This is a genomic window from Aquiflexum sp. TKW24L (genome assembly GCF_023502205.1).
Classification (GTDB): domain Bacteria; phylum Bacteroidota; class Bacteroidia; order Cytophagales; family Cyclobacteriaceae; genus Cognataquiflexum.
The window spans coordinates 25,618-51,601 of record NZ_JAMFLG010000026.1 but is presented as its reverse complement, the minus strand read 5'-3'; the positions used below and the strand labels follow the sequence as shown (position 1 = coordinate 51,601).

General features: G+C 39.9%; 16 protein-coding genes. 8 read left to right on the top strand and 8 right to left on the bottom strand.

Going from position 1 to position 25,984, the window contains the following annotated elements:
• Positions 1-30: 30 nt before the first annotated feature.
• On the bottom strand, positions 31-1,653 hold the full coding sequence (gene pyrG, locus M3O96_RS15880; RefSeq protein ID WP_249722184.1) for a CTP synthase: 1,623 nt from the start codon (positions 1,651-1,653) through the stop codon (positions 31-33).
• 901 nt (positions 1,654-2,554) lie between these two features.
• Between pyrG and M3O96_RS15875 the strand changes: the two genes are divergently transcribed.
• The gene (locus tag M3O96_RS15875) at positions 2,555-3,235 is read left to right on the top strand and encodes an aspartate/glutamate racemase family protein (RefSeq protein WP_249722183.1); all 681 of its coding nucleotides are present in this window, start codon (positions 2,555-2,557) and stop codon (positions 3,233-3,235) included.
• Between the two features lie 60 nt (positions 3,236-3,295).
• Here M3O96_RS15875 and M3O96_RS15870 read toward each other — a convergent pair whose 3' ends face one another.
• The 5 genes from M3O96_RS15870 to M3O96_RS15850 form a co-directional block, all read right to left on the bottom strand.
• Positions 3,296-4,408: a DUF3419 family protein gene (locus tag M3O96_RS15870; protein ID WP_249722182.1), complete on the bottom strand. Its 1,113-nt coding sequence runs from the start codon at positions 4,406-4,408 to the stop codon at positions 3,296-3,298.
• 6 nt (positions 4,409-4,414) lie between these two features.
• Positions 4,415-5,491, bottom strand: coding sequence for a hypothetical protein (locus M3O96_RS15865; RefSeq protein ID WP_249722180.1), 1,077 nt, complete (start codon positions 5,489-5,491; stop codon positions 4,415-4,417).
• Entirely contained in the window at positions 5,467-6,207 is a 741-nt protein-coding gene (locus tag M3O96_RS15860; protein ID WP_249722178.1) for a long-chain fatty aldehyde decarbonylase, read from the bottom strand. The genes M3O96_RS15865 and M3O96_RS15860 overlap by 25 nt, the downstream gene beginning before the upstream one ends.
• 19 nt (positions 6,208-6,226) lie before the next feature.
• Entirely contained in the window at positions 6,227-7,198 is a 972-nt protein-coding gene (locus tag M3O96_RS15855) for a GNAT family N-acetyltransferase (RefSeq protein ID WP_249722176.1), read from the bottom strand.
• Positions 7,199-7,515: 317 nt separating this feature from the next.
• On the bottom strand, positions 7,516-9,153 hold the full coding sequence (locus tag M3O96_RS15850) for an MmgE/PrpD family protein (RefSeq protein WP_249722174.1): 1,638 nt from the start codon (positions 9,151-9,153) through the stop codon (positions 7,516-7,518).
• A 268-nt stretch (positions 9,154-9,421) separates the two neighbouring features.
• On the opposite strand from M3O96_RS15850, the gene M3O96_RS15845 reads away from it, so the two are divergent.
• The 5 genes from M3O96_RS15845 to M3O96_RS15825 all read left to right on the top strand — a co-directional run bounded on the left by M3O96_RS15845 (position 9,422) and on the right by M3O96_RS15825 (position 16,440).
• Positions 9,422-9,895, top strand: a complete 474-nt coding sequence (locus tag M3O96_RS15845; protein ID WP_249722173.1) for a hypothetical protein — start codon at positions 9,422-9,424, stop codon at positions 9,893-9,895.
• Entirely contained in the window at positions 9,892-11,307 is a 1,416-nt protein-coding gene (locus tag M3O96_RS15840) for a CCA tRNA nucleotidyltransferase (protein ID WP_249722172.1), read from the top strand. Before M3O96_RS15845 ends, M3O96_RS15840 begins: the two co-directional genes overlap by 4 nt.
• A 10-nt stretch (positions 11,308-11,317) precedes the next feature.
• On the top strand, positions 11,318-12,022 hold the full coding sequence (locus M3O96_RS15835) for a tetratricopeptide repeat protein (protein WP_249722170.1): 705 nt from the start codon (positions 11,318-11,320) through the stop codon (positions 12,020-12,022).
• Positions 12,023-12,533: 511 nt separating this feature from the next.
• Complete coding sequence (locus tag M3O96_RS15830; RefSeq protein ID WP_249722169.1) at positions 12,534-13,622, top strand: phytase; 1,089 nt, start codon at positions 12,534-12,536, stop codon at positions 13,620-13,622.
• A 19-nt stretch (positions 13,623-13,641) separates the two neighbouring features.
• Positions 13,642-16,440, top strand: a complete 2,799-nt coding sequence (locus tag M3O96_RS15825; protein ID WP_249722168.1) for a TonB-dependent receptor — start codon at positions 13,642-13,644, stop codon at positions 16,438-16,440.
• Between the two features lie 180 nt (positions 16,441-16,620).
• Here the strand turns inward: M3O96_RS15825 and M3O96_RS15820 are convergent, their stop codons facing one another.
• Positions 16,621-17,070, bottom strand: a complete 450-nt coding sequence (locus M3O96_RS15820; RefSeq protein WP_249722167.1) for a GNAT family N-acetyltransferase — start codon at positions 17,068-17,070, stop codon at positions 16,621-16,623.
• A gap of 90 nt (positions 17,071-17,160) precedes the next feature.
• Positions 17,161-17,397, bottom strand: coding sequence for a hypothetical protein (locus tag M3O96_RS15815; RefSeq protein ID WP_249722166.1), 237 nt, complete (start codon positions 17,395-17,397; stop codon positions 17,161-17,163).
• Between the two features lie 169 nt (positions 17,398-17,566).
• Here M3O96_RS15815 and M3O96_RS15810 point away from each other — a divergent pair, with 169 nt between their 5' ends.
• Together M3O96_RS15810 and tamL are read left to right on the top strand one after the other, a co-directional pair.
• Complete coding sequence (locus M3O96_RS15810) at positions 17,567-22,639, top strand: translocation/assembly module TamB domain-containing protein (protein WP_249722163.1); 5,073 nt, start codon at positions 17,567-17,569, stop codon at positions 22,637-22,639.
• Positions 22,632-24,926, top strand: a complete 2,295-nt coding sequence (gene tamL / locus M3O96_RS15805; RefSeq protein ID WP_249722162.1) for a translocation and assembly module lipoprotein TamL — start codon at positions 22,632-22,634, stop codon at positions 24,924-24,926. The genes M3O96_RS15810 and tamL overlap by 8 nt, the downstream gene beginning before the upstream one ends.
• The last annotated feature ends 1,058 nt before the right edge of the window (positions 24,927-25,984 follow it).

The following is a 25,984-nucleotide window of genomic DNA, read 5'->3' as shown; positions in this document are numbered from 1 at the left end:
TGTTACCTATCACTTAATATTGGCTGGGATTCAAATATTTGATTTTTTGTTATCAATTGTCGCTGTTACAAATTTCACAAATAAAGGGTGAGGATTCATAACAGTACTTTTATACTCAGGGTGGAATTGTGTACCTACAAACCATGGATGGTTTTTAAGCTCAATAATTTCTACCAACTGACTATCCGGATTGATCCCTGAAGGAATCATTCCTTTTTCCTCTATTTGTTTCAGGTACTTGTTATTGAATTCATACCTGTGTCTGTGTCTTTCTTTGATTTTGGATTTGCCGTAAGCCTGTGCCGCTTTGCTACCCTTTCTGAGTTCGCAAGGATAAGAACCCAACCTCATGGTGCCTCCTTTCATCTCAATATTTTTTTGATCAGCCATCAGATCAATAACCGGATGTGGGGTATTTGGGTCCATTTCGGTACTGTTCGCTCCTTTGAGTCCAAGCACATTTCTGGCAAATTCGATTACCGCTACCTGCATTCCTAGACAAATTCCGAAGAAGGGCAAATTGTTTTCGCGGGCAAATTTAACAGTTTCTATCTTTCCTTCAAGCCCTCTTTCACCAAATCCTGGAGCCACAAGGACACCGTCAAGGTGTTCCAGTTTTTTGGCGACGTTTTCCGGAAGCAATTCTTCTGATGAAATCAACCTCAGGTTTACCTTGCATTCGCATGCTGCACCGGCGTGTACAAAGGATTCAATGATTGATTTGTATGCATCAGGAAGAGAAACGTACTTGCCGATCAGACCGATATTGACTTCATTGGTTGGGTTTTTGAGCCTACCCAAAAAGTCCTTCCATTGTTCCAAGTCTGTATTGACCCTAGAAGTCAGCTTCAATTTGCTCATGACCCTTTCATCGAGTTTTTCCTTTTTCATCAATAAAGGAACATCATAGATGGTCTCAGCATCCATGGCTTCAATGACACAGTTCAGTTGCACATTGCAAAACAGCGCCAATTTCTTTTTCACTTCCAAAGGAAGGTGATATTCGGTCCTGCAGACCAAAATATCTGGTTGAATACCAGCTTCCAAAAGTTGCTTTACGGAATGCTGGGTGGGTTTTGTCTTCAATTCCTTGGCAGCTGCCAAAAAGGGAATAAGGGTCAAATGCACCACCAAAATGTTGTTTGAACCAATATCCCACTTCGCTTGTCTTACTGCTTCGATAAAGGGGAGCGATTCGATGTCACCCACACAGCCACCGATTTCGGTGATGACGACATCATATTTTCCATCCTCGCCAAGTTTGAAAAAATTCCTTTTGATCTCATCCGTGATATGGGGAATTACTTGAACAGTTTTTCCCAAATATTCTCCCTTTCGCTCCTTTGTGATGACATTGTTATAGATCCTTCCTGTCGTGATGTTGTTGGCTTGGGAAGTCGGTGTGTTGAGAAACCTCTCATAATGCCCCAAATCTAGATCAGTTTCAGCACCGTCTTCGGTGACGTAACATTCTCCGTGTTCATATGGATTGAGTGTTCCCGGATCGATGTTCAGGTAAGGATCGAATTTTTGGATGGTGGCGCTAAAGCCTCTAGCCTGCAACAGTTTGGCTAAAGAAGCGGCTATGATGCCTTTCCCGAGAGAGGAGGTGACGCCTCCGGTGATAAAGATATATTTGGTGGTTGAGCCCATAAGAAGGGTAGGATGGAGAATATTGTTTGGATTCTTATGGGATTCAAAGGTAGGAGAAAAATTTGATTTGGAGGTGAGATGGCGAAAGTAAAAAATAAATGAGGTGGTTTTTGGATAGGTTTTTGGAGGATTTTTTTTTGCGCCTCATCGTCTTTTGCGAGAGAATTAAATCCAGCTTCTAGAGAAGCAGGATAGCGTTAGCTTTTTTCTCTTTTCATTTTTTGCGCCTCGGCGTGAGGCACTTTTTTTAATGCAAGGAATGGAAGGTTTCGCAATGGGGCGCAAAGGATTTTGAACATCCCTGTTTTTGGCGGAGATCTTAATTCATAATTTCCATTGTTTCGGCCAAAAAGCAGAATCTCGGTTTTCGTTTCTAGCCCCGAGTTGCTCCCGATAGCTCGGGAGTAACTCGGGGTTATTATTATTTGACCCGTTCAGGATTATATCCCCCGCCGATGATAGTGCCTCCCAAACATTTTTCATTCAGCATTTTTAATTCTCCTCTTTTTTTCCTTTTCCTCTGCGTCTTTGCGAAAGAATTAAATCCAGCTTCTGGAGAAGCTGGATAGCGGATCCATTTGCAGAAGCAGGATGGAATGAGTTTTTTTCTCTTGAATTTTTTTTCCTTTTCCTCTGCGTCTTTGCGAAAGAATTAAATCCAGCTTCTGGAGAAGCTGGATAACGGATCCATTTGCAGAAGCAGGATGGAATGAGTTTTTTTCTCTTGAATTTTTTTTGCGACTCAGCGTCTTTGCGAGAAATTATAAATCCAGCTTCTGGAGAAGCAGGATAACAAAATTGCTCTTTTCAATTTTTGCGCCTCAGCGTCTTTACGAGAGAATTAATTCCAACTGTACCTTTCCTCACAAAGCCATCCCGACAAAAAACTTACTTTCCCATCATGAAACTACTAGGATTGATTGGAGGGACATCATGGCACTCCACAATAGAATACTACAAATTGATCAATGAACTTGCCGGCGAACGCATGGGTCATGACCAAAATCCACCCCTTCTGATCTACAGTCAAAACATCCAACTGATGCGGGAACAGGACAAAGACTTGATCAACAAAACTTACTTGGAAATTGCTAAAAAACTTGAATCAGGCGGAGCAGAGGGGATTATCATTTGTGCCAATACCCCCCACATGGTATATGATTTCGTCCAACCAAAAATCAATATCCCTATTCTCCATATTGCTGATGCCATCGGAAAAAGTGCCCAAAAACAAGGGTTGAAAACCCTCGGACTGTTAGGAAACAAACCGACGATGACGGGTGATTTCATTCCCAAGTACCTCAAATCCTATTTTGACATTGACACCAATATTCCTGATGCTGCCTACTTGGACCAATCGCATTATTACGTCTCCAAGGAGCTCACACTTGGAAAATTTACCAATGAAGCCAAAGCTTTCTATTTGGAACAAATGAAACTTTTGAAAGAAAAAGGAGCCGAAGGGATGATCATGGGTTGTACCGAATTGCCGCTACTGATCAAACAGGTGGAAACTGATTTCCCTTTGATTTCCACGACGCAGCTTCATGCAGAGTCGGCGGTTGATTTTATTTTTAGCTAAATAATTTTTCTCAACTCCTAAAATATGAACCTCAATTTTCATGCTCTATGGACTAGAAACCTACGGTTTTGATACCGTATAGGCTGCAACTTTTCCATAAACAAATGACCTATCTAAATATTGGATATGCCTGCTTAGCTCCACATCTTTGATGATGTTGGGTTGAAGATTGGCCGGTACTTCCCTAGGAATCATAAGGTTACGAAAGACAATTTTTGCATTATTTTTTGATGTTCTCAAAACCTCAGAAAACAGTTTTTCAGTATCTTTTTCATCCATAAGCTCACAAATATTAGATAGTGCCAAGGCATCAAAGAAATCATCAGGTTGTTTTTCAAGCCAATATTTACTGTCTTCGGTTACCGTTTTGATTCGATCTACCCTAGATTTGATCGTAGAAAAATTCTCTTGCTGAAGGTAGGGAGGCAGGGTTTCTTTTATATCATAATTTCCCAACAGATACAGGCGGAGAAAGTAATTTTCTTTGGCAGGGATATCGCAAAAGGCATGTGCAGCCCTTTTCTGGAAACTCTCTGAAAATGAACTACTCCCATCGTCAAAATGAAAGTAGTCGGCAATCAACCCTTTTTTGGCCAATCTTTTCTTGTTGAACAATAGGGCGAAAATCCATTTCCAAAATCTGTTGTTCCAATGGTTAAAGTAAAAATCACTTTGTTTTTCTAAATCATTTAATTCAAAAAAATTCTTGGTTTTTTTCTGACCTTGGATGATTCGGATGGTGCGTCCTGCCATTTTTATAAATTTTTCAAACCTCCCATTCATTAAAATACCTTTACAGATTATTGAGGATTGTCCATCCCAAAATTGAAGCGCATTTTCAGATAAGTCTTTTTTCAATATGTGATAATATTCCATTCTTTTTTTCGATGGGAATACTCCAAAAAACGCCATCATTTCTTCATATTCAAGCCTTCTAAAAGCGGCTTGTTTCAATTCCATCAAATAGTTCTGGGTAGGATTGATGTCCACACAGTAAACATTTGCCGGTTCAAACCTGAGAAAGCCCAAGGCGTTACAACTCCCTGAGGTGATGGCAAATACATTATCACCTTTTTCGATTTGCATGACTTTTTCATCTACCAATGGGTCTTCCCAGTTGTTAGTAAAAATCAAGTTGTTGATCTGAACTTGTCCTGAAGTTTTCTTGTCCATGATTTATTAATTTAATAGTCCCGAAGAATTAAAAAATGGTGCAGTTACGATTCCATGTTTTTTCGCTGCCTTAAGTATATAATCCATATTTTCTACCGTAATATTTCCCCTGCCTTGGGAAAATGAAACCGCCTTGACTTCAAGTGCCAATACCACCGATTCCATTGTACAACCATGTGAAATATTGGGCAAAGGAAACTCATAGATGTTTTTTTGAAAATGATCTGGGTAAAATCGATACCCATTTTCTACCAAGCACATGCCACCGGCATAGATTTTTTGGGTTGAATTTATATCATCCAAACTGAGATTTTTGGGGTATCCGGCATCACAGATGATAGCATCTTTCTTTAATAAATTCCCATAATTAGTGGGAAGAACTGAACTTGCCACACAGATAATATAATCAGCCTTTGGCAGGATGGTGCGGACATCAGTATCACTTTCGCAATCAAATCCCTGTTTTTTTAATTCAAATTCTTGGGAAGTCAGCGGCCCCGATTGCCGTGCATTGAGAAGCAACTTTTTTACTTTTCCGGCAAAGTACCTTACACAGGCAGATCCAATATCTCCTGTTGAGCCAATGAAAAGGAGATTTGATTCCTTTAATGAGGGTCCCCAACGTAAAGCTGCTTTTTGGATGCTATCTGTTATGATTGCTGCTGTCAGGGTATTTCCGGTTGTGAATTTGGTATTGTTAATGGCAGTGAATTTTTCTGTGCCCGATTCCAATACAATTGAGGTAAATCCTCCCAACGCAACAATGTCAGCCCCAAGGACAGCTGCTTTTTCGCAAGCTGCCTTTGTTTTGCCCAGGTTATCCCAAATTTTACCAACTCCCAATCCGTCGGGAGGCATGAAAGATTCGATATAGTATCCTTCTATTTTCCCGGAATTGGAGTTGATTTCAATATCAAAGAGCTTGGAAGGAGGAAAGTAATGGTAGATTTCCCTGATTGATTCAAGGGAAAGATTTGAATTTCCTTCGGATTTTCTGATGCTGTTGACAAAGCCGATGATTTTTTTCCAGTTGTCTTGATGCCCAATAACAGCAAATTTCAATTGGGGAGGTTGATTATCCATTCAATAGTTTTTTGGGAGGGAAGACCGATTCTATCTAAGGTTCTCAAGTAAAGATTCATCGCATTTCCTCTCAAACTAGTGATGTCGAGGTCAATTTGATTCAGTGAATTCTTCATACAATCTCCTTTGCATACCCCACAATGTCCTTTCAAGTCAGTTTTTGCGGTCCATTCTGCTAGGATATACATACAATCTTTATGGATTTCTTTCATTTTTTGGGTAAAGCTCTCTGGGTCTTTTTCCATTTCAGCCTTGAGGATATCAATTGAATGCTCAATATGTTCCTCTTCTTCACGGGAAATAGCTAGAAAAAGCTCTCCAATAGAACCGGGAATTGATTTTCCCACATCATGGTACATGCTTACCGCAAAGCACTCCAGCATTACTTCCTGGATAATAAGACAGCCTATATAATCCTTCTGTCTGGCATATTTCAAAAAGGATTCCCTTACAGATTTCCAATAATATCCCTCCAAGTTGATGGTGGGTTCAAGCCCATATTTTTCACAGATAGATATAAAACCTTCCGCATGTTGCCTTTCACAATTCGCATGTTCCACAGACTCCATTTTTTCATGGTAATCATCAATGGTGCCTGCCAATGAAGCAAAGTTTGACATTCCTATCAATTCCCCCGTAATGGCCTGGGAAAGAATGTCTGTGATTATTCCGCTGTGCAGCACTTCAGGTTCGGGCATTTGGACTTGATTTTTCATACGGTTTTTGGTTTAGAAATTACACTAGGTAAAAATTCTCATGAAAGGGCATTGAAATATTTACAGTCTTCATTTTGGGCCGTTGAAGGACAAAGCCTTCAGATTCAAATTTTGCTGTGGATAAGGGCTGAATTTTTTTTGTGAGCTCATTTTTTTTGTCCAGACCATAACTCAAAAAAGTCATGCCTTTTTGATGGGCATAATGCCTGGCCTGATGAATAAGAGCAATGGTGCAATCCATATTTCCTTTTGCCACAGCCAAATGCTTGACATGATGCATCCTGATGGGTTTATTTATTTTGGGAGGCTGAAAAGAGGGAAAGAACAATCGGTAAAGTTTAAGTTGCCAGGTTACCGAAAGCGGAATATTCATTACCACATTTTGTTTGTAAGGCTCCATGTCAATAACACTGACAAAGCCAATGATTTGACTATCGTGGAATATCATCCAAGCTTGATCTCCTTCTATTTTTTCTTTGTGATCTACCAATGTACCAAATTGTAATTTGCTGTTGCGGCTGTTCAGGAATGCTATGGATGGTTTTCTGTATTTTTCTTGAAAGGGAACGATCGAATATTTTGAATTTCCCGGTTTAATTTTTGGCAAAAACTGGAATACGTAAAACTCACAGACCTTTTTGGCAAGAGGCAATCCCGCCCTTCCTTCCAAAACCTTTGCGACCAATTCATTCCCCTTGGCTGTCAGAATAAAGTTTATCTCAATCTTCTGCTGTTCAATAATTTCAACAATGGCCTTTAACAAGCGGTAGGTGGTCAATGAGTTTCTGTATTCCGGAAGGACCTTGAGGTCCGAAATGTACCCTGTGATTTCAGGAGAGTGATTGATGTAAACCTGCTTTATATGGTACGCAATAGCGCCTACAATTTTGTCATTGTCCAATGCCACCAATAAAAAATAATCCCCTTTCAGCCTCAAAAGCGAGAAATAGTCCGGCTGTCTATCGATCATTAATTTAATCTTACCATCCATTGGGCAAGATTTTGTTAGGGATAATAGACCCAAGTTATCGCTTTCTATAGCTTTCCTGATTACCATATTTGATTTGGGTATACTATTGACTTGGAGTAAAATGGAACTCGCGCGGGAATGATGGAAGGCAAACCCAACCGTTAAGAAAGGGCCTTGTGTTCCTCTGTAATAATTATATTAAATTTAGAATGAAATTGAAATCACTGCTAATAAAAAGTATCTTTTGTTCGATAAAAATCGATTATGTAAGTATTTTATTTTGCAGTATTTACTAAAGAATTATATAATTTTTGAAAAAAATAGGCCGAATGAATCACTTAGCGGATTTCTATTATTTTAACCATGGAGTCCCTCAAATTCATTTTCTCCATATGCATAATGATTTCCCTCAGTGAATCTGATTTTTGTTTGCCTAAAATGGGGACTGTCTCTCTTTCATATTTTTCTAAAACTGCCTCTATTTTACCGGGATCACCGGCAAAGCCTTTTGGAATGCCGCAATGGCTCTTTATTTGGCTTCCATCATTAAATGTTATGGTAATTTCAGAACCAATATGGAATTCCATTTTTGAAAGGTCCATTTCATGGGATTTCTTATCTTTTTTAAAATATTTTCCGGAGAAACTGTTCAGATATCTTATACCGAGATATCTTAAATAGCCCTTTGGTAAGCTGAGAAATTGGATCAAATCACCCCATTCAAACAAGGATCTATTCTGATATACTTTTTGTGTTCGTTTTAAGGCTTTCTGGGAATCTGACATTCCAAAAACTCCTGGGTAGCCAGGGTTATTTATTGATTTGTCAAAACCCATTATCATATCAATACTCAGCTTCCAGTCATGGTGAAGACTGATTTTTTGGGTCAGCGCCTCGATCTCCCTATATCTTTGATCTTGATCCTGTTCACTGAAAAAGTCACCGTTTGGCTCTCCAAATAATATGGCAAGGGCAAGGCTTTTTTTGGTGCTGAAATTTATGTTTACCTGATTGAGTCCGGAATTGTAATGCGGCATTGAAAAATTCTCCATTACCAAGCTCAGAATGGGCGATTTTACTTTAATGTTTTTGATTTTTTCAGTATTCCATTCCGATAATTGATTTCTGATAGTCATCGCCGCATTTACTGGGCCTTGGGCATAAGCACATGATGCGTAATATTTAAAAGATATACTTTCCATTACCCATGTTGTACCAATCCTTTTCCAAAAATCAGGTACGTAGTTCAAATAGCTGAACATCGCCACAAATCCTGCAGGATGTTCCAAAAGATCCAAGGGCCCGGTGGCACCCTCCATTGCCAAATACCCTGAGTTGATTCCTTCCACGGTTGGGCTCGAGGTACTCGTGACTTTGGTGTCCGCAGAGAAGGAACTGGGAATCATGTAAAATTCCGGGCCGGATAATGAAATGGCGATTGCATTGGCAATAATTGGGGCCGGGCAGCCATGAATTTTTGTAACCACTACGGCTGCGGCAATTCTATGAATAAATGACCGCATATGGCCCTGAAGCGGACCGGAGGAGAGGTAAGCACCTAATCTTCCGGAAACTTCCTGAGCGATAATGGAACTTAGAAGGAAATCTTTTCCACTCAGGTTATTTTTAAATGATAATGACCAAGCCGCACCAATGGAGGATTGGCTCAAGTGGCCAAGAAAAGAGAAATTGTCCATTTCCAGGGCATTGATCATTGCTGCATGATAATAAGCTGCATTTTGGACAGTCCAGAATTCACCTGTTGGCAAGATCATTACCTCACCTTTAATATTTTGCTTTTTCAGTTTTAAATAGACTTTTTGACCCATTGGGGATCTATATCCTGCGCATATGGCTGAGATTATATCCAATGTCTGGAATTTTGCAATTTCAATGACGTGCAATGGAATGTCCTCAAACTTGGTTTTTTCAATCCATTCACTGATTTTTTCAATTTGTGTTTCAAATTTTGACATCGGGCTTTGAAAAGTAGAAATTGAGATAAGCGATTGTGAAGAATTAAATTGGTTATTTCAAATCTTAATTTAGCTAATAATTGGCTTTGATTCAGTTTTTTGGAAAATCAAAAATTAATAACTCTGGAAAAATAAATAAAAGAGGCGAATAGGATTTTGGTTGTTTTTTTATATCCCGGCCTCGCAAGGGCTACGAAATTTACAATCTTTCGATCAAGATTACCTTCCTTCCAATATTCTCTCTTATTTTTGAAACAAAAGAATCGGAATGGAAATCAAAGATGCAGTCAATATCCTCAAGGAAAAGGGAAGAATCCGAATCAAGGACGGTCATGGAACCGTTTTGGAGTTGGTTGCCTCTCAGCATTGGGATGCTGCAAAAGACGATCAGGAGGGCATTTTTTTATTTTTTGATGTATTTCAGATCAGAAATGTCGCAGAGCAGTTTTCGGAGGTGTCATTGGACATCATTGAGTATGCCACCAAGCCGACGATATACCATACTCCGGTCAACAGAATTCTGAAAAATGGGCCAATCATTGATGGCAAGGTCAGGTTTTCGGTAATCAGGAAAGAATTTTGGAACAAGCTATTATTTGCATTTTCCCAACCCTTGATCCTTCAATTTACCAAATCCAAAGAATCTGAAATGGTGACTGAGGAATTTTTTCCGCTTTTGAGTGCTGGTACCAAAGAAATGTTTTTGAGCCCTGAAGGGGACGTCAAAATAATTAGAGCATGAATTTTAAATCCGATTTAGACCAGTTAGAAATTTTCAGCAGGGTAGGGAAGATTGCCGATGAACTTGGATTTGAAACCTATGTCGTCGGAGGCTATGTCCGTGACCTCATTTTGAAAAGACCCAGCAAAGACATTGATTTTGTTTGTGTGGGGAGTGGTATCGTTTTGGCAAAGGCAGTGGCCGACAGTTTTGAACAGCATGTTCCGTTGTCAGTTTTCAAGAATTTTGGTACAGCAAATATCCGTTTGGAAGATTGGGAAGTTGAATTTGTAGGTGCGAGGAGGGAATCCTACAGTCACGATTCAAGAAAACCCATCGTAGAGGATGGCACCCTTCAGGAAGATCAGGAGCGTCGGGACTTTACCATCAATGCCATGGCGATATCTGTCAATTCCCATAATTTTGGGGAATTGATTGATCCTTTTGATGGCTTGGGAGATATCAAAAGAAAAACAATCCGAACTCCCACCGATCCGATTATCACCTTTTCTGATGATCCCCTGAGGATGATGAGGGCGATCCGTTTTGCAACCCAACTGAAATTTGACATCGAACCCGATACATTTCTCGCCATCGTACATGATGCACATAGGATTCAGATTGTATCAGCAGAGCGTATTATAGACGAACTCAATAAAATCATCCTTACTGAAAAGCCATCCTATGGGTTCAAACTACTTTTTGTAAGTAAACTCCTCCAAGAGATTTTCCCCGAAATGGTGGAGCTGCAGGGCGTTGATTCGGTAGGCGATAAATCACATAAAGACAATTTTTACCACACGCTGCAGGTTTTGGATAACCTATCTCATGTGTCAGATGACCTTTGGCTGAGGTGGGCAGCGATCATGCATGATATAGCGAAACCGGCCACCAAGCGGTTCAATGAAAAAGTCGGATGGACATTTCATGGCCACGAGGACAAAGGTTCAAGGATGGTTCCGGGAATTTTCCGCAGGATGAAGCTCCCGATGGATGATCGGATGAAATATGTCCAAAAGCTCGTGAGATTGCACCTAAGGCCGATTTCATTGGTTTCAGAGAAAGTTACAGAATCAGCTGTCCGCAGGTTGCTTTTTGATGCCGGAAATGACATTGAGGATTTGATGAAGCTTTGTCGTGCAGACATTACTTCAAAAAACAACAATAAGGTTCAGCGGTTTTTGGCCAACTTTGACCATGTAGAGCAAAAGATGAAGGAAGTGGAGGAAAATGACCAAGTCCGCAACTTTCAGCCACCCGTTTCTGGAGAAGAGATTATGGCTTTGTTTGACCTGAAGCCTTCAAAAGTAGTGGGCGAACTTAAAGAGGAAATCAAGGAGGCGATTTTGGATGGACAAATTCAAAACAATAAAGTAGAAGCTATGGACTTATTATATAAATTAGCCGCCTCTAAGGGAATAAAAACGAATTAACAATAGAAAGATGAATAAAGTAATGATAATTGTGGCTATGATGATGGTATCAGCCACTTTGGGTTTTGCTCAGGATAAACCGGCAGAAACAGAAACGGTCCAAAAAAGAAATGAACTTGACAGGAAGATTTACCAATTGGCATTGCGGTACAACGACTTGGCGGTTGCCCGGATGAAGCTTTTTGAATTGATCGAAAGAAATCCTACCAACATCACCTATCAGGAGACCTTGACTTCGCTGTATTTTGAGGCAGGTCAAAATACCTCGGCAGCAGTATCAGCGTTGGATATTTTGGAAAGGAATGATAAAAGCCTCGTTGCTCTTGAAGTTGCTGCCAACTCTTTGGAGCAATTAGGTGCCTTGGACAAAGCCCTTCCCAATTTTGAAAGACATTACCTGCTTACAAATAACCTCTTCAGTCTATATAAAACCGCCTATATGCAGTATTCGCTTAACAGACAGGATGAGGCATTAAATTCTATCAACATGTTGGTCAAAGCGCCCAAATCATCTGAAGAAAAAGTAGGATTCCCAAAAGCTGACAATACGAATCAGGAAGTTAGCCTCAAAGCTGCAGCTTTGAATCTGAAAGGTATGGTATATATGTACCAGAAAAATAAACCGGAGGCAATCGCCGCTTTGAACCAAGCATTGGAACTGCAGGCAGATTTTGAATTGGCAAAAGAAAACCTGAAAGAAGCGAATAAGTTGTAACCATTTTTTTATCAAAACATAGCCAATTAGTCACTATTTGGCTATGTTTTTTAAACCAAGTGCTTCATTAATTTTTTACTATGCTGATAGAATCCACTTAAGGCAAAGACATTTTCTATTCTTTCCTTTTACCTACCAACATAAGTTGTAGGCGCAGATTCTTTTCCCACATTCAAAATCAGCATACAAAGATGGCAGTCATGATAAACTCAACTACCGGTCACATCAAACATGGAATTTACCAAAAAAAAATATTTTTTATACCTAAACATGTTTTTTAAAACGCCCAATGTTAATTTAATTTTATCTAATATAAAGCTTATTGGTTTGCTTAATTTTAAATTAATATAGTATAACTGTCAATTTTTCAATTACTTAAATTGATTTTTTTAATTCCACATTAATTTTTTATTAACCGTATCTTCTTCGATTGTTACCTTTTTGATAACACAAAAAAATAGGCAAGCATTTGGGCTGTATCTAATTTTGATCTTCAAGAAAAAAAAGCAAAATGAAGAAAAAATTTACCGTTTTAACATTGCTTGTGTCATTATTTGTTGCGTCCTGTCAAAGATCTTCAGAAAATACTGAAAAGGTCTCTGAATCGATCGCTGAAGTAGTGAAACCAGTATTTGTCACTGATTCAGTTATATATGATACGGACGATCCCGCCATATGGATCAACCCGACCGATCCTTCCAAAAGCCTGATTATAGGAACTGACAAAGATGCAGATGGCGCTTTGTTTGTCTTTGATCTTACGGGAAAAAAAATTGATTCCCTTATTGTAAGAGGGCTTCAGCGTCCAAATAATGTGGATGTTTCCTATGGACTCAAAATGGGAGATAGATTGGTAGATTTTGCGGTTACAGGTGAAAGGATGACTTCAAAATTGAGATTTTATTCTTTGCCCGATATGAAAGAAATCCAAGTCGGTGGAATTGAAATCTATGAAGGAGAGACAGGAGAAATGTACCGTGACCTGATGGGCGTGGCGGTTTATCATGATAAGTCAAATGGAAAACATTATGTCATCGCGGGGAGAAAAACAGGACCTACAGACGGTACCTATTTATGGCAATATGAAATCAAAGGTTCGGAGACAGGAATCACATTGGATCTAGTCCGAAAATTTGGAAACTACAGTGGCAAAAAAGAAATCGAAGCTATTGCAGTGGACAATGAATTAGGCTTCATCTATTATTCAGATGAAGGAGTAGGTGTCAGGAAATATTATGCTGACCCGGCAAAAGGAAATGACGAATTGGCACTTTTTGCGACCGAAGGTTTTACCCAAGACCATGAGGGAATCTCTATCTATAAATTGGATGATGCCACCGGATATATTCTTGTATCCGATCAGGAGGTCAACCAATTCCATGTTTTCCCGAGAGAGGGCGCACCAACCAATCCTCACCAACACGACCTGATCACCATCATCAAAACATCCACCGTCTCAAGCGATGGCTCCGAGGTCACTAGTCTGCCCCTCAATAGTACTTTCACAAAAGGACTCTTTGTGGCCATGTCGGACGACAAAACATTCCAGTTATATAAATGGGAAGACCTTGCTGGTGATCTTTTAAAATCTAGAAAATAAAAAAACAAACTAAGATTATATGAAAACAAATTTACAATTAATAATGGCATTGGTATTTCTCCTGTTTTCAGGAGAATTATTGGCCCAATCCACATTTAGGGGTAAGGTAATCGACAACCAAAACCTCTCTCTTCCCGGAGCAAATATCATCCTCGAAGGAACCAACAAAGGTACAGTGACCAATCAGCTTGGTGACTTCGTGATTCAGGGAATCTCTGCGGGAAATTATACAGTCATTGTATCCTATTTGGGGTATACTTCACTCACCAAAGAAATCACCCTTCAGGATGGACAAACTTTGGATATGAGATTCCAAATGATGCCCGGAACATTAGAAGGTGGTGAAGTTATTGTTTTTGGTGACAGGCTCAAAGGTCAGGCTAGGGCTTTGAACCAACAAAAAACCAATTCCAATATCACCAACATTGTTGCCGCAGATCAGATCGGAAGATTTCCGGATGCCAATATTGGTGATGCCATCAAAAGGATTCCAGGCATCACCATGCAAAATGACCAAGGTGAAGCTAGGAACATCATCATCCGTGGGATGGCTCCTGAGTTGAATTCTGTCATGATCAATGGAGAAAGAGTTCCTTCTGCAGAAGGTGATAACAGAAGAGTTCAGATGGATTTGATTCCTTCTGATATGATCCAGACGATCGAGGTCAATAAAAGTGTACTTCCTGATATGGATGCTGATGCTATAGGAGGTGCAGTTAACCTAGTGACGAGAAAAGCTCCCAACGGACTCAGGGTTTCAGGTACAGCTGCATCAGGTATCAATCTGTTGACAAACAAACCGATCTGGACAGGTGGACTGATTTTAGGTGATAGGATTGCCAATGACAAATTGGGAGTGATTTTTTCCGGTTCCTACAATAACCATAACTTCGGATCAGACAATTATGAAGCACAATGGGCAGAGACTGACGATCCTAACAATCCTGTTGTTGTAAATAATTTTGATATAAGAAAATATAATGTCCAAAGGGTAAGAAGGTCTGCAACCCTCGCTTTGGACTATGATTTCAATAAAAATCACTCCATTGTATTTAATGCCATGTACAATTGGAGGGATGATTGGGAAAACAGGTACAGATTTAGAGTAGACCGTACTGACAGGCCTTTTGAATCAGGAGATTTTACGACGTTGGCTCCAAATCTTTTTCAGATGCGTGGAAGAACTGCCATTCAGACAAAAGGTGGTATTGACAATGATAGGGTTAAGAATGCCCGTCTGGAAGACCAAAGGGTAATCAACACCACGCTTTCCGGTAGCCATATTTTCAACAAGCTGAAAATGACTTGGAACGGAACGTATGCCAAAGCTTCAGAAAACAGACCAAACGAGCGGTACATCACCCATAGAGGCAATGCAGACGTGATTTTGGATATCAGGGATCCGTTCAAGGTTTTGACCACCCTAGTCAACCAAGATGCTGCTTTGGGACTAGGTCTCAATGAAATCTATGAATCCAACAACAATACATTTGAAGAAGACCTCAATGGTAGAGTCGATTTTACAATGCCTTATGCTGCCAACAAAGGGATTTTTAAATTTGGCGGAAGGGTAAGGTCAAAATATAAGGAAAGAACAGACTCTTATGACGTTTATGATCCAATTGGAAATTTGGGTGCGGGAGGCAATAATTTGGGTTCTTTGCCTTACAGCTTCCAAAATGACAGGGTGTTTCTCAACGGACCTCAGTATGTACCGGGAAGGTTCGTGGACAAAGAGTTTTTAGGAGGATTGGATCTTAAAAACGAATCTTTGTTTGATTTTGAGGATGCTTTTGCTGAATATATTACTGGCAACTACCAAGCTTCGGAGATAATCACAGCAGGTTATGTGATGACTGATTACCAGTTCAATTCTAAGTTTTCAGGTATTTTTGGATTGAGGCTCGAAAACACAAGTTTAGAATACAGGGGCTTTGAGTTGGATGAGGACGAGGAGACGTTCACCCAGTCAGCGTCTGTTACCCAAAATTATTCCAACTTTATGCCGGGAGCCCACTTTAAATATGATATCAGTGATAATAGAATCTTAAGGTTTGCCTGGGCCAACACCATCGCAAGACCAAATTATTTCGACCTGGTTCCTTTTGCCATATTTAGCCCTGATAACCAATCCCTACAAAGGGGAAATCCTAACTTGGTGCCAACTACATCAATGAATTTTGATTTGATGTTTGAAAACTACTACGAATCTGTCGGAGTATTTACAGCGGGAGGTTTTTATAAAGATGTAGATAATTTTATTTACCAAAATACCCAATTGAATATCACGGATCCACAGTTTGGGGACCTAATCGAATCCTCCAGGCCTGAAAATGGCGGAACTGCCGATGTCTATGGTTTTGAAACCTCCATCCAAAGACAGTTTGACTTTCTGCCGGGAATATGGAAAGGTCTTGGGATTTTTGCCAATTACACTTTCACTGATTCAAGAACTTCAGGGATAGAAGGAAGAGAAGAGGATGCCCTCAAATTGCCGGGAACTGCAAGAAATATGTTCAACGTTTCCTTGTCATTTGAAACCGAAAAATTGGTTCTTAGGGTATCAGTAAATCATGCGAGCGGATACATTGATGAGATAGGCGGGTCCAATTTTGAAGATATATTCTATGACCGTCAGACGTTCCTTGATGTCAATGCATCTTATGCCATCACCCAAAACTGGAGGGTTTTTGCTGAGGCAAACAACCTGACCAATCAGCCTTTGAGATACTATCAGGGAATCAGGCAAAGAACTGCACAAGAAGAATTTTACAGTGCACGTATCAATTTCGGAGTAAAATTTGACTTATTTAATTAAGCTTAAATCCCATTGAAAACAGAAAAACCTCCGATTTCGGAGGTTTTTCTGTTTTATTTCTTTTGAATTTAAAATAAACTAAAGACTTTCTCAATTAACCCTTAACCAATTAACCCCTAACCATTAACCAATTAAACAAATAACCAATAACCAAATAACCAATAACCAAATAACCAATTTTTAGGGCTTCAAAAAGAACCTCATTTTTTGCTTGCCGGTACTTCCCAATCCAACATAGAATTTGATGGCGCGTACATTGAATTCGGGAGTTTGCCATTGGATATTGATACAATTGTTTTCTTTGGCGACTTCCCTGATTCTGCGCATGATTTCAGCTCCAATTCCCGTACTTCTGCATTTATCATTCAAAAACAGGCAATCCATATATAGAAAAGGTGCCGCATCCCAGGTTGAAAAATCTATAGTGAATGTTGTAAATCCTTCCGCTTTTCCTGCGATTTCAACAATCCAGCAGTTTAGCTTCTTGTTTTTTCCGAGGATGGCTTTCCTTAGTCCTTCTAATTTGCCTTCCGTTGAATATTCAGACTTTTCATGTTCGGCATGAGCGGCACATAATTTTACCAAGTCAGTTAGGTCTTTTTCCTCGCAAGGTCTGATTATATATTCCATGGATTTTGTTGGGATAAGGATGAAACAATTATTTTGACTGGAAAAATGGGCAAAATTTTTGATATCTCTAAAACAGAATCAATAAAATCTTTACGAAATCTGGTAGTTGGGGTAAATGAAAAAATAGAATACCACTCCTGAAAATGCAGATGCGATAATTAAACTGATTCCAATTATCCTTCCGTAATGTATGATTTGTTGGGTTTTCCCGTTTTTCTCTTTGATGTATGTTATGCCACCGGGAATATAACCTTGGATCAATCCTAAAGTTGTCAAAAAGTAAATGACCAAAAGAAATGTCAAACTGAAGAATATATCCATCATCATCTCAAGTATTTGATTTTTACAATTTAAAAATTCCAAATTTTAAACTATCTCCTTTTCAAAATGGTAATGATTTAATAACCGATAGGTGATGTTCTCTTCATTTCCATACTGGATTCCAATAATGACAAATACTATTAAAATTCGGTTGAAAGGCCTTTAAACCTTATCTTTGGGATTAGCTAAAAACATTAAAATTTTAAAACCTATCAAAAAGTTTGTTCGGATACTTTTCAAAACTTTAGGCATCACATTAGCGGTAATATTGCTTTTGCTGGTAGGTCTTTTCTTTTTTGTAAGGAGCCCTTGGGGGCAAAATGTAATCATTCAAAAAGCGACTTCATATATTTCCAAAAAGACCGGAACGCATGTAAGTATTGAAAAGCTCTTCATCACTTTTGGGGGCAATATTTATTTGAATGGACTATATCTTGAGGATACCGAGGGAGATACCTTGGTGTATTCCAAAGACTTTGAATCTGGAGTTGCCATTATGCCTTTGATCAGGGACGGAGAAATCAAAGTTTCCAAGATCTGGTGGGACGGGTTGGTGGCCAATGTGACAAGGGATTCTGTTTCTGAGGATTTCAATTTTGGGTTTTTGATTGATGCTTTTGTAACTCCCGCCGATTCCGCAAAACTTGTCAAGCAGCCAGACAGTGTTGCCCCATTTCCTGACCTTACTATTGGTAAGGTTGAATTAAAAAACTTTAGGGTAAAATACGATGACCGGGTATTGGGGATAGACCTCACTGCAAGATGGGATGAAATCAGCATCGAGTCTGACAAAATCGATCTGAACAAGATGGATTTTGGGATTCAAAATATCCTCCTTGACAATGCGGATATCGCCTACCTTCAAACCCATGCTTTTCCAGCCTCAGAAGAAACCGATACAATAACATCCGCACCTTCCATACTTTTGGTTTTGGATAAAGTACTGATACAAAAAAGTAACATATCATACACTTCTGTCCCTGATGGTATAGCAGCCCAAATGGCAATCGGTGAGTTTTCATTTTCCCTTCCTGAGGCAAACCTGGAATTGCAAAAAATCCTGATGAAATCTCTCACTTTATCGGATTCGAAAATTGACTTGAACTTGACCACTGTCGCCGATACTCTTCCACAAAAAGAGACAATGGCCACAACGACTTTTTCTTGGCCGGAGTGGTGGGTTGAAGTTGGAATGATTTCTTTGGAAAACAATGAATTTAATTATACTTCTGACGGTGAAAAAATACAAAATGGGGTTTTCAACCCTGATGCGATCAGTTTGACCGTATTAAACTTTGAAATCCACAGCCTTTTGCTGAAAGACCAGCAAGCAAAAGTGGTCATCGATGGCATCTCCTTCAAGGAAGGAAGTGGTTTGATGGTGGAAAATTTCAACACCAAAATCTCGGTGGATGAAAGTGGATTGCGGTTTGAAGACTTTGATGCTAGGACTGGTCAATCTACTCTGACCGGTGATTTTATGGTTTCATATCAAAGCCTAGATGCTTTTATCAACAATCCTGAAAACTCCGGTTTTGAGATCCGCTTGAAGCAATTGGAGACTGATGCATCAGAAGCCCTTTACTTTGTGCCGGAATTGGCAAGTGATATCTATTTCAAGGAATTGAGGGAAAACGGCATCAGAGCCTCGGGCAATGTCTCCGGCACAATGACCAACTTGAGAATCCCGAGTTTTGACCTTGCTTATGGTACGAATACCAGCATGAGAATCAGGTCTGCACAGATCCGGAATGCCACTGACTTGGATAGGCTGAATGTCGATATTCCTGAAATGGTATTCAAGACCAAAGGGGAAGTCCTAGAGCCATTTTTTGATTCGGAATCTTACTCGCTGCCTGAAGAAATTCAACTGACAGTGATGGCGAATGGAAGCTTGGCAGATTTCATGACTGATTTGCTGCTCGAAACAAGCGATGGAACGGTTGCCTTAAATGGAACAATCTTAGACCAAGGCCGGTATTTTGTAAAATCGAATTTGGAGATAGTCGAGTTAGATCTTGGAAAAATACTTGAATTGCCCGATCTGAAGCCAATCAGCATGGTGTCTAGCCTTGATGGCCAAGGAACGGGATTGTATGACATAGAAGGCCTTATGAAAGTCGATTTTAGCCAATTGGCTTGGGCCGATATCGACCTGTCCGAAATTGAGATGGCGCTTTCCGCAAAGGATACAGTCGCCACCTTGCAAATGGGATATGCCAAAGAATACCTCGATTTCACTTTGAATTCCACCGTGAAAATTGATACAGTTTACCCTGAGTTAAATTTCATGATGGATGTCAAAAAACTCAATACCAAAACGATCGGAGTGACTAGACAGGATATCAATACCAAATTCCAAATTTCAGGTAACATGTCCGGAAATCCAGATGGATTTTTGGCGGATATAGCGCTTTCTGACGGGACTTTCCACTTAGAAGATAGGGATTTTCCGATGGGTGACATTATTATAGAAGCCACGCTTTTAGATACCTTGTCAGACCTGAAGGTTAATTCTGATTTTCTGGACGGATTTTTTACTGTAAATGGTTCAATGGCCAATCTTGCTTTGGCCATGGAGGATTATTTTAATCAGGTCATTGTGGGAAGTTCAGATTCACTTTTTGTAGGCGAAATAGTAGCCGAGTCAGCTTTCAAATTCCATCCAACGCCATTTATTGACCAGCTTTTATTGGCAGATATAGACGAAATGGACACCCTTCTGTTTGAGTTTGGGTTCAACTCCTCCGTCCAAAATCTCCATACTAGGATCCGGATGCCCTATTTGCTTTACTTAAATGCCGCCTTAGACACCTTCAGCCTTGACCTAAACGGGGATGCAAACTCCCTCAATTTTGATTTGGGATTTAATAGCCTTTTATATTCTCCTTTTAATATTGGAAAAACAAAAGTGCATGCTGATTTCAAAGACCAAGTAGTCAACTTTTTATTTAATTCCGAATATATGGAGGAGACGGTCATCAACCTTGCATCGCAGGTCACCAACCGGGGTGATTCGATTCAAGTGCGGTTTTTGACGGAAGACCTTATTTTCAACAAAGAAATATGGGATATACCTGAGGACAATTTAGTGACTTATTCCCCAAAGTCATTGCAATTTCAAAATTTTGTGTTTTCCAACGGTGACCAATCTTTAGGCTTTAAAAATGAGTTTATTGAGGAAGATGAAGAGCATCTCGGTATTGAATTCAAAAACTTTACGCTACACTCCATTCTCGGTTTTCTAAACCCCGAAAATCCCCTTGTCGAAGGGATTGTCAATGGAACCCTTACAGCAGTTAATCCCTATGATGCTTTAGGGTTTTTAGCTGATCTGACTATCAGGGAATTTGAGTTGGTTGACATTCCTCTTGGAAGGTTGGACTTGAAAGCTACGGCCTTAAGCCTTATGGAATATGATTTTAGTCTGGCCTTGAAAGAAGGAAAAGTTGATCTGGATGTTTTCGGGACCATATTGAAGGATTCAGTACAAACAGACTTGGACCTCAAAGTGGATTTAAATGCACTGCAAATGTCAATTTTGGAAATTCTCTCGGACAGTGCGCTTACCCAGCCCAAAGGATTTATTACAGGAGGATTTAAAGTCACAGGGGCCACACAGGAACCTGTCTATGAGGGAGAAATTGGCTTTAAAGGAGCAGGATTTTTGGTCAGACAACTGAATACGAGTTTTACTTTTCCGGATGAATTGATTGAATTGGACAACAGTGGAGTTTATTTCAAAAATTTCACAATCAAAGATGCATTGGGAGATGATTTTGTCATCAATGGGAAAGTCATCACGGATAATCTCGCAAATGTCGGCTTTGACTTAAAGCTTCAAACCAAAGGGTTTCAGATCATGAATTCCACTAGGGCAGACAGTGACCTTTTCTTTGGTAAAGCTTCGGTTGACCTTGATTTGCAGATCGGAGGAAGCGTCATTTTGCCGGTCGTGAATATGCAGCTCAAAGTCAATGAGGGGACGGAAGTGAGTTTCATCGTACCTGAAGACCGCATTGACCTCGTGGAGCGGACTGGGGTTGTGATTTTTGTAAACCATCAGGATCCCTACGATATTATATACAGGAGGGAGGGCGAAAACGTAACGCAGGGAATCAAAGGCTTTGATGTCAAAGCGAATCTGAAGATAGACCCAAAGACAATTTTCAACCTTATCGTAGATGAAAGGACCAATGACAACCTGAGAATCCAAGGTGAGGCTGACCTCAATATGCTGATGAATCCAAATGGAGATGTATCACTTTCGGGAAGGTATGAGGTGAAAAACGGACATTATGAAATGAACCTATTTAACTTGGTCAACAGGAGATTTGAACTTGCCCCAGGCAGTACGGTGAATTGGAATGGTGATCCGATGGATGCAACTCTCGACCTTACTGCCATCTATAACATCAGGACTTCGGCAGCTGAATTGATGCAGGCCCAGCTCAGTGGTACGGACAAAAGTACCGCAACCCAATTCAGACAGGTGCTACCGTTTATGGTTTATTTGAACATTGACGGGGAATTGATGAAGCCTGAAATTTCATTTGAGCTAGACCTCGCCGAACAGGAGAGGGGAGCCTTTGGGGGAAGTGTGTATGGCATGATCCAGCAGATCAATGAACAGGAAGATGAATTGACAAAACAGGTTTTCTCTCTGTTGGTTCTCAACCAGTTTTTCCCTGTAGTAGGCAATGATGGTTCTGCCGGAGGTTCTGTTAACCTTGCGAGGTCTTCTGTCAGCCAAGTTCTTTCCAGTCAACTCAATGCGCTCTCGGGAAAACTCTTTGGTGATTCCGGATTCACTTTGGATTTTGACTTGGATTCCTACACGGATTTTCAGACGGGTGCAGCGCAAGACAGGACACAACTCAATGTCGCCGCCAAACAATCCCTGATGGATGACCGATTGGTGATCTCCGTTGGAGGCCAAGTGGATGTAGAAGGGGGAAATCAGGAAGTGAATCAGGGTGATGCGCTTTTTGGTGATGTGAGTGTCGAATACCTGCTCGATCAGAGGGGACAATGGAGGGCAAAAGCGTACCGCAGAAACCAGTTTGAATCCGTCATAGACGGTCAATTGGTGGTAACTGGAATATCCTTTATTTTCAATAAGGAATTCAATGCTTTCAAAGAGCTTTGGAGAAAAAGTGTTGAGGAAGCTGTAAAAAAAGAGGAGAATAATGAGGTGGAGGAATCGGAAGAAAAGTTAGAAAGTGAAAAGAAGACCGGAAATGAGTAAGCGGCTGGGATATATATTTATATTATTTCTCCTCCTGAGTTTTTCATGTGGGGTCAAAAAATTCATTCCCGAAGGTCAGAAACTATACACCGGTCATGAGTTGAAATTGGAGGCTCCAATTACCAAATCAGAGAGGTCATTACTCCAAAGTGACCTCAACAGTCTTATCAAACCTGATCCGAATGGCAAAATTCTGGGAGTTAGGTTTGGTCTTTGGGCACATTACAAAAGCAGCAAAGAGAAACCCGGATTCATAAATAGGTTTTTGGGCAAGAGATTTGGAGAGAAACCGGTCTACCTCAGTGATGTTCAGCCTGAGCGGACCACCAATATCTTGTTTAACAGATTAGAAAATCTGGGATACTTTTTTGGAAAGGAGAAATATGAAATCATCGAGAAAGGTAAATTTGCGCGTATCGAATACACCATAGAATTTGGGGAGCCTTATCGACTCGAGACCTATCAGCTGCTTGGGGATTCATTGGAAGTCATCCAAGAGATCAAAAACAGCCTCGATCAGACTGAATTGGTCAAAGGAAGCAAGCTTAATTTGGAGGCCATGAAAAAGGAAAGGGAAAGGGTGGATCAGGACCTTAAGTCAAAAGGCTATTACAATTTCAATGCAGATTTGCTGGTTTTCGAAGCTGATACCAACCAATATGAGGATAGAAGATTTGACCTTTATTTGAGACTCAAAACCAATACACCTGTTAAATCCAAATTCCCGTATACCATCCGGGATATCAAGGTATTTCCAAATTATGCCCTCAATGAAGATGGAGCTGATGAGGATACAGTCACTATCAACGGGATAGACATCATTCAGGCAGGTGAGGTTTTCAAACCACATTTACTGGAAAACTACGTGCTGTTTAGGGAAGGAGCCAAATTCGACCCGCAAATTTCGAGGCAAACTTCAAACAGGCTTTCTTCAATAGGTAGTTTTAAGTTTGTCAATATTTCTTTTGAAGAAACAGATAGTATCAGGAATGAGGACGGCACCTATCCGCTCAATGCCCGGATTCTATTGTCACCGCTCAATACAAGGGCAGTAAGGGCGGAAGTCCAAGGTGTCACCAAGTCCAACAGTTTTGTGGGCCCCGCGTTGATTCTTAATTACCAAAACAGGAACATTTTTCACGGTGGAGAGACATTCAATCTGACCGCAAAGTTTGGATATGAAGTTCAGTTACAATCAGGGGAACGGCAGGCACAGCAATCTATTGAAATGGGATTACAAGGATCTTTGGTTTTTCCGAGGGTACTATTCCCTGTCCCTGTGATGAATCGTTTCAAATTGGCCATTCCAAAAACCAGGATTACTGCCGGTATAGAATATCAAAATAGGACTGATTTATACCTTATCAATTCCTACAATTCGGCTTTTGGTTATTTTTGGAACATCAACAAATACGTATATCACGAATTCAATCCTATCAGCGTGAGTATTGTCAACCTTGTCAGCACCACGCCGGAATTCGATGAGATCTTGGAATCTAATCCCTTCCTGAGGAGGAGTTTTGAGCAGCAGTTTATCATGGGGATGAATTACACGTTCAATTATAACCAGCTCGTCGATGCCCAAAGAAAGAATGCCATATTCTTTTCCACCACCATTGACCTTGCTGGTAATTTTTTGAAAGGGATCAATGCCTTATTTGACGCAGAAAATCCCGGTTTTGCCTTTGGATTGGAATATGCCCAATACATCAAAAACGACATGGATCTGAGGTTTTATCACAAATTCACCCAGGAAACTATGCTTGTCACCAGGCTGTATGGAGGCGTGGGTGTTCCTTTGGGCAATTCGGTTTCTCTTCCATTCGTAAAGCAATTTTTTGCGGGAGGTCCAAGGAGTGTGAGGTCATTTAGAATCAGGTCCCTGGGTCCCGGTACTTTTTTACCCGAAGGGGGAAGTACAAGTGGATTCTTTGACCAAGCAGGTGATATCAGGCTGGAGGGAAATGTGGAATTGAGATTTCCCTTTAACAAATACCTGAAAGGAGCAATTTTTGTGGATGCGGGTAACATCTGGTTGTTCAATGAAAACGAAGCGCTTCCGGGAGGTAGATTTTCTAATGATTGGGCAAAAGAACTTGGTGTGGGTTCCGGGCTTGGTCTGAGGGTTGACATCAGCCTTTTCGTACTGCGTTTTGACATGGCTATTCCTGTCCGTAAACCTTGGCTTCCTGAAGACGACAGATGGCTAGATTCTTTTGACGTATTTGATGCGGCTTGGAGAAGAGAAAATATGGTGCTCAATTTTGCAATCGGGTATCCGTTCTAATTCTTTATCACCGTCCAATATTATATGGTTGCTAATTCTGATTTTCCGGATGAAATTTATGGGTGAAAGGGTATATGCTACGCGATATAATTGATATATGCTTTGCGAGATAAATTGAAATATGCCTTCAGCGATATTTATAAGATATAACCTTCGCGAAATAAATGGATATAAGCCTTCGGTGATAAAATTTTTAAGCATCCGACCTATACCTTTAATTTCAAAGTCTATTCTGCAGGATATTTATATTATTTTTCAACCAATCAAAAAGTCCCTTTAGGGACATGATATTGGTAGAAATAAGTTTTCGAAGATTGGTTATTGTGCCTTTAGGTACAAAATATATTCCGTACCTAAAGGCACTTAGGAATAGTTTTCAAATATAAGGCTACCTATATTTTGTCCCTAAAGGGACTTAAGCGAATTAGAATTGCATTGAATCCATTAAAGAATATCACTCAATATAAAAGAGAAATGGGTTGATATATGCCTTCGGCGATAATAAAAGGATAAATGCTTCGCGAAATAGATGGATATAATGCCTTCGGCGATATTTAAAAGATATATGCTTTGCGAAATAAATGGATATAAGCCTTCGGTGATAAAATTTTTAAGCATCCGACCTATACCTTTAATTTCAAAGTCTATTCTGCAGGAAATTTATATTATTTTTCAACCAATCAAAAAGTCCCTTTAGGGACATGATATTGGTAGAAATAAGTTTTCGAAGATTGGTTATTGTGCCTTTAGGTACAAAATATATTCCGTACCTAAAGGCACTTAGGAATAGTTTTCAAATATAAGGCTACCTATATTTTGTCCCTAAAGGGACTTAAGCGAATTAGAATTGCATTGAATCCATTAAAGAATATCACTCAATATAAAAGAGAAATGGGTTGATATATGCCTTCGGCGATAATAAAAGGATAAATGCTTCGCGAAATAGATGGATATAATGCCTTCGGCGATATTTAAAAGATATATGCTTTGCGAAATAAATGGATATAAGCCTTCGGTGATAAAATTTTTAAGCATCCGACCTATACCTTTAATTTCAA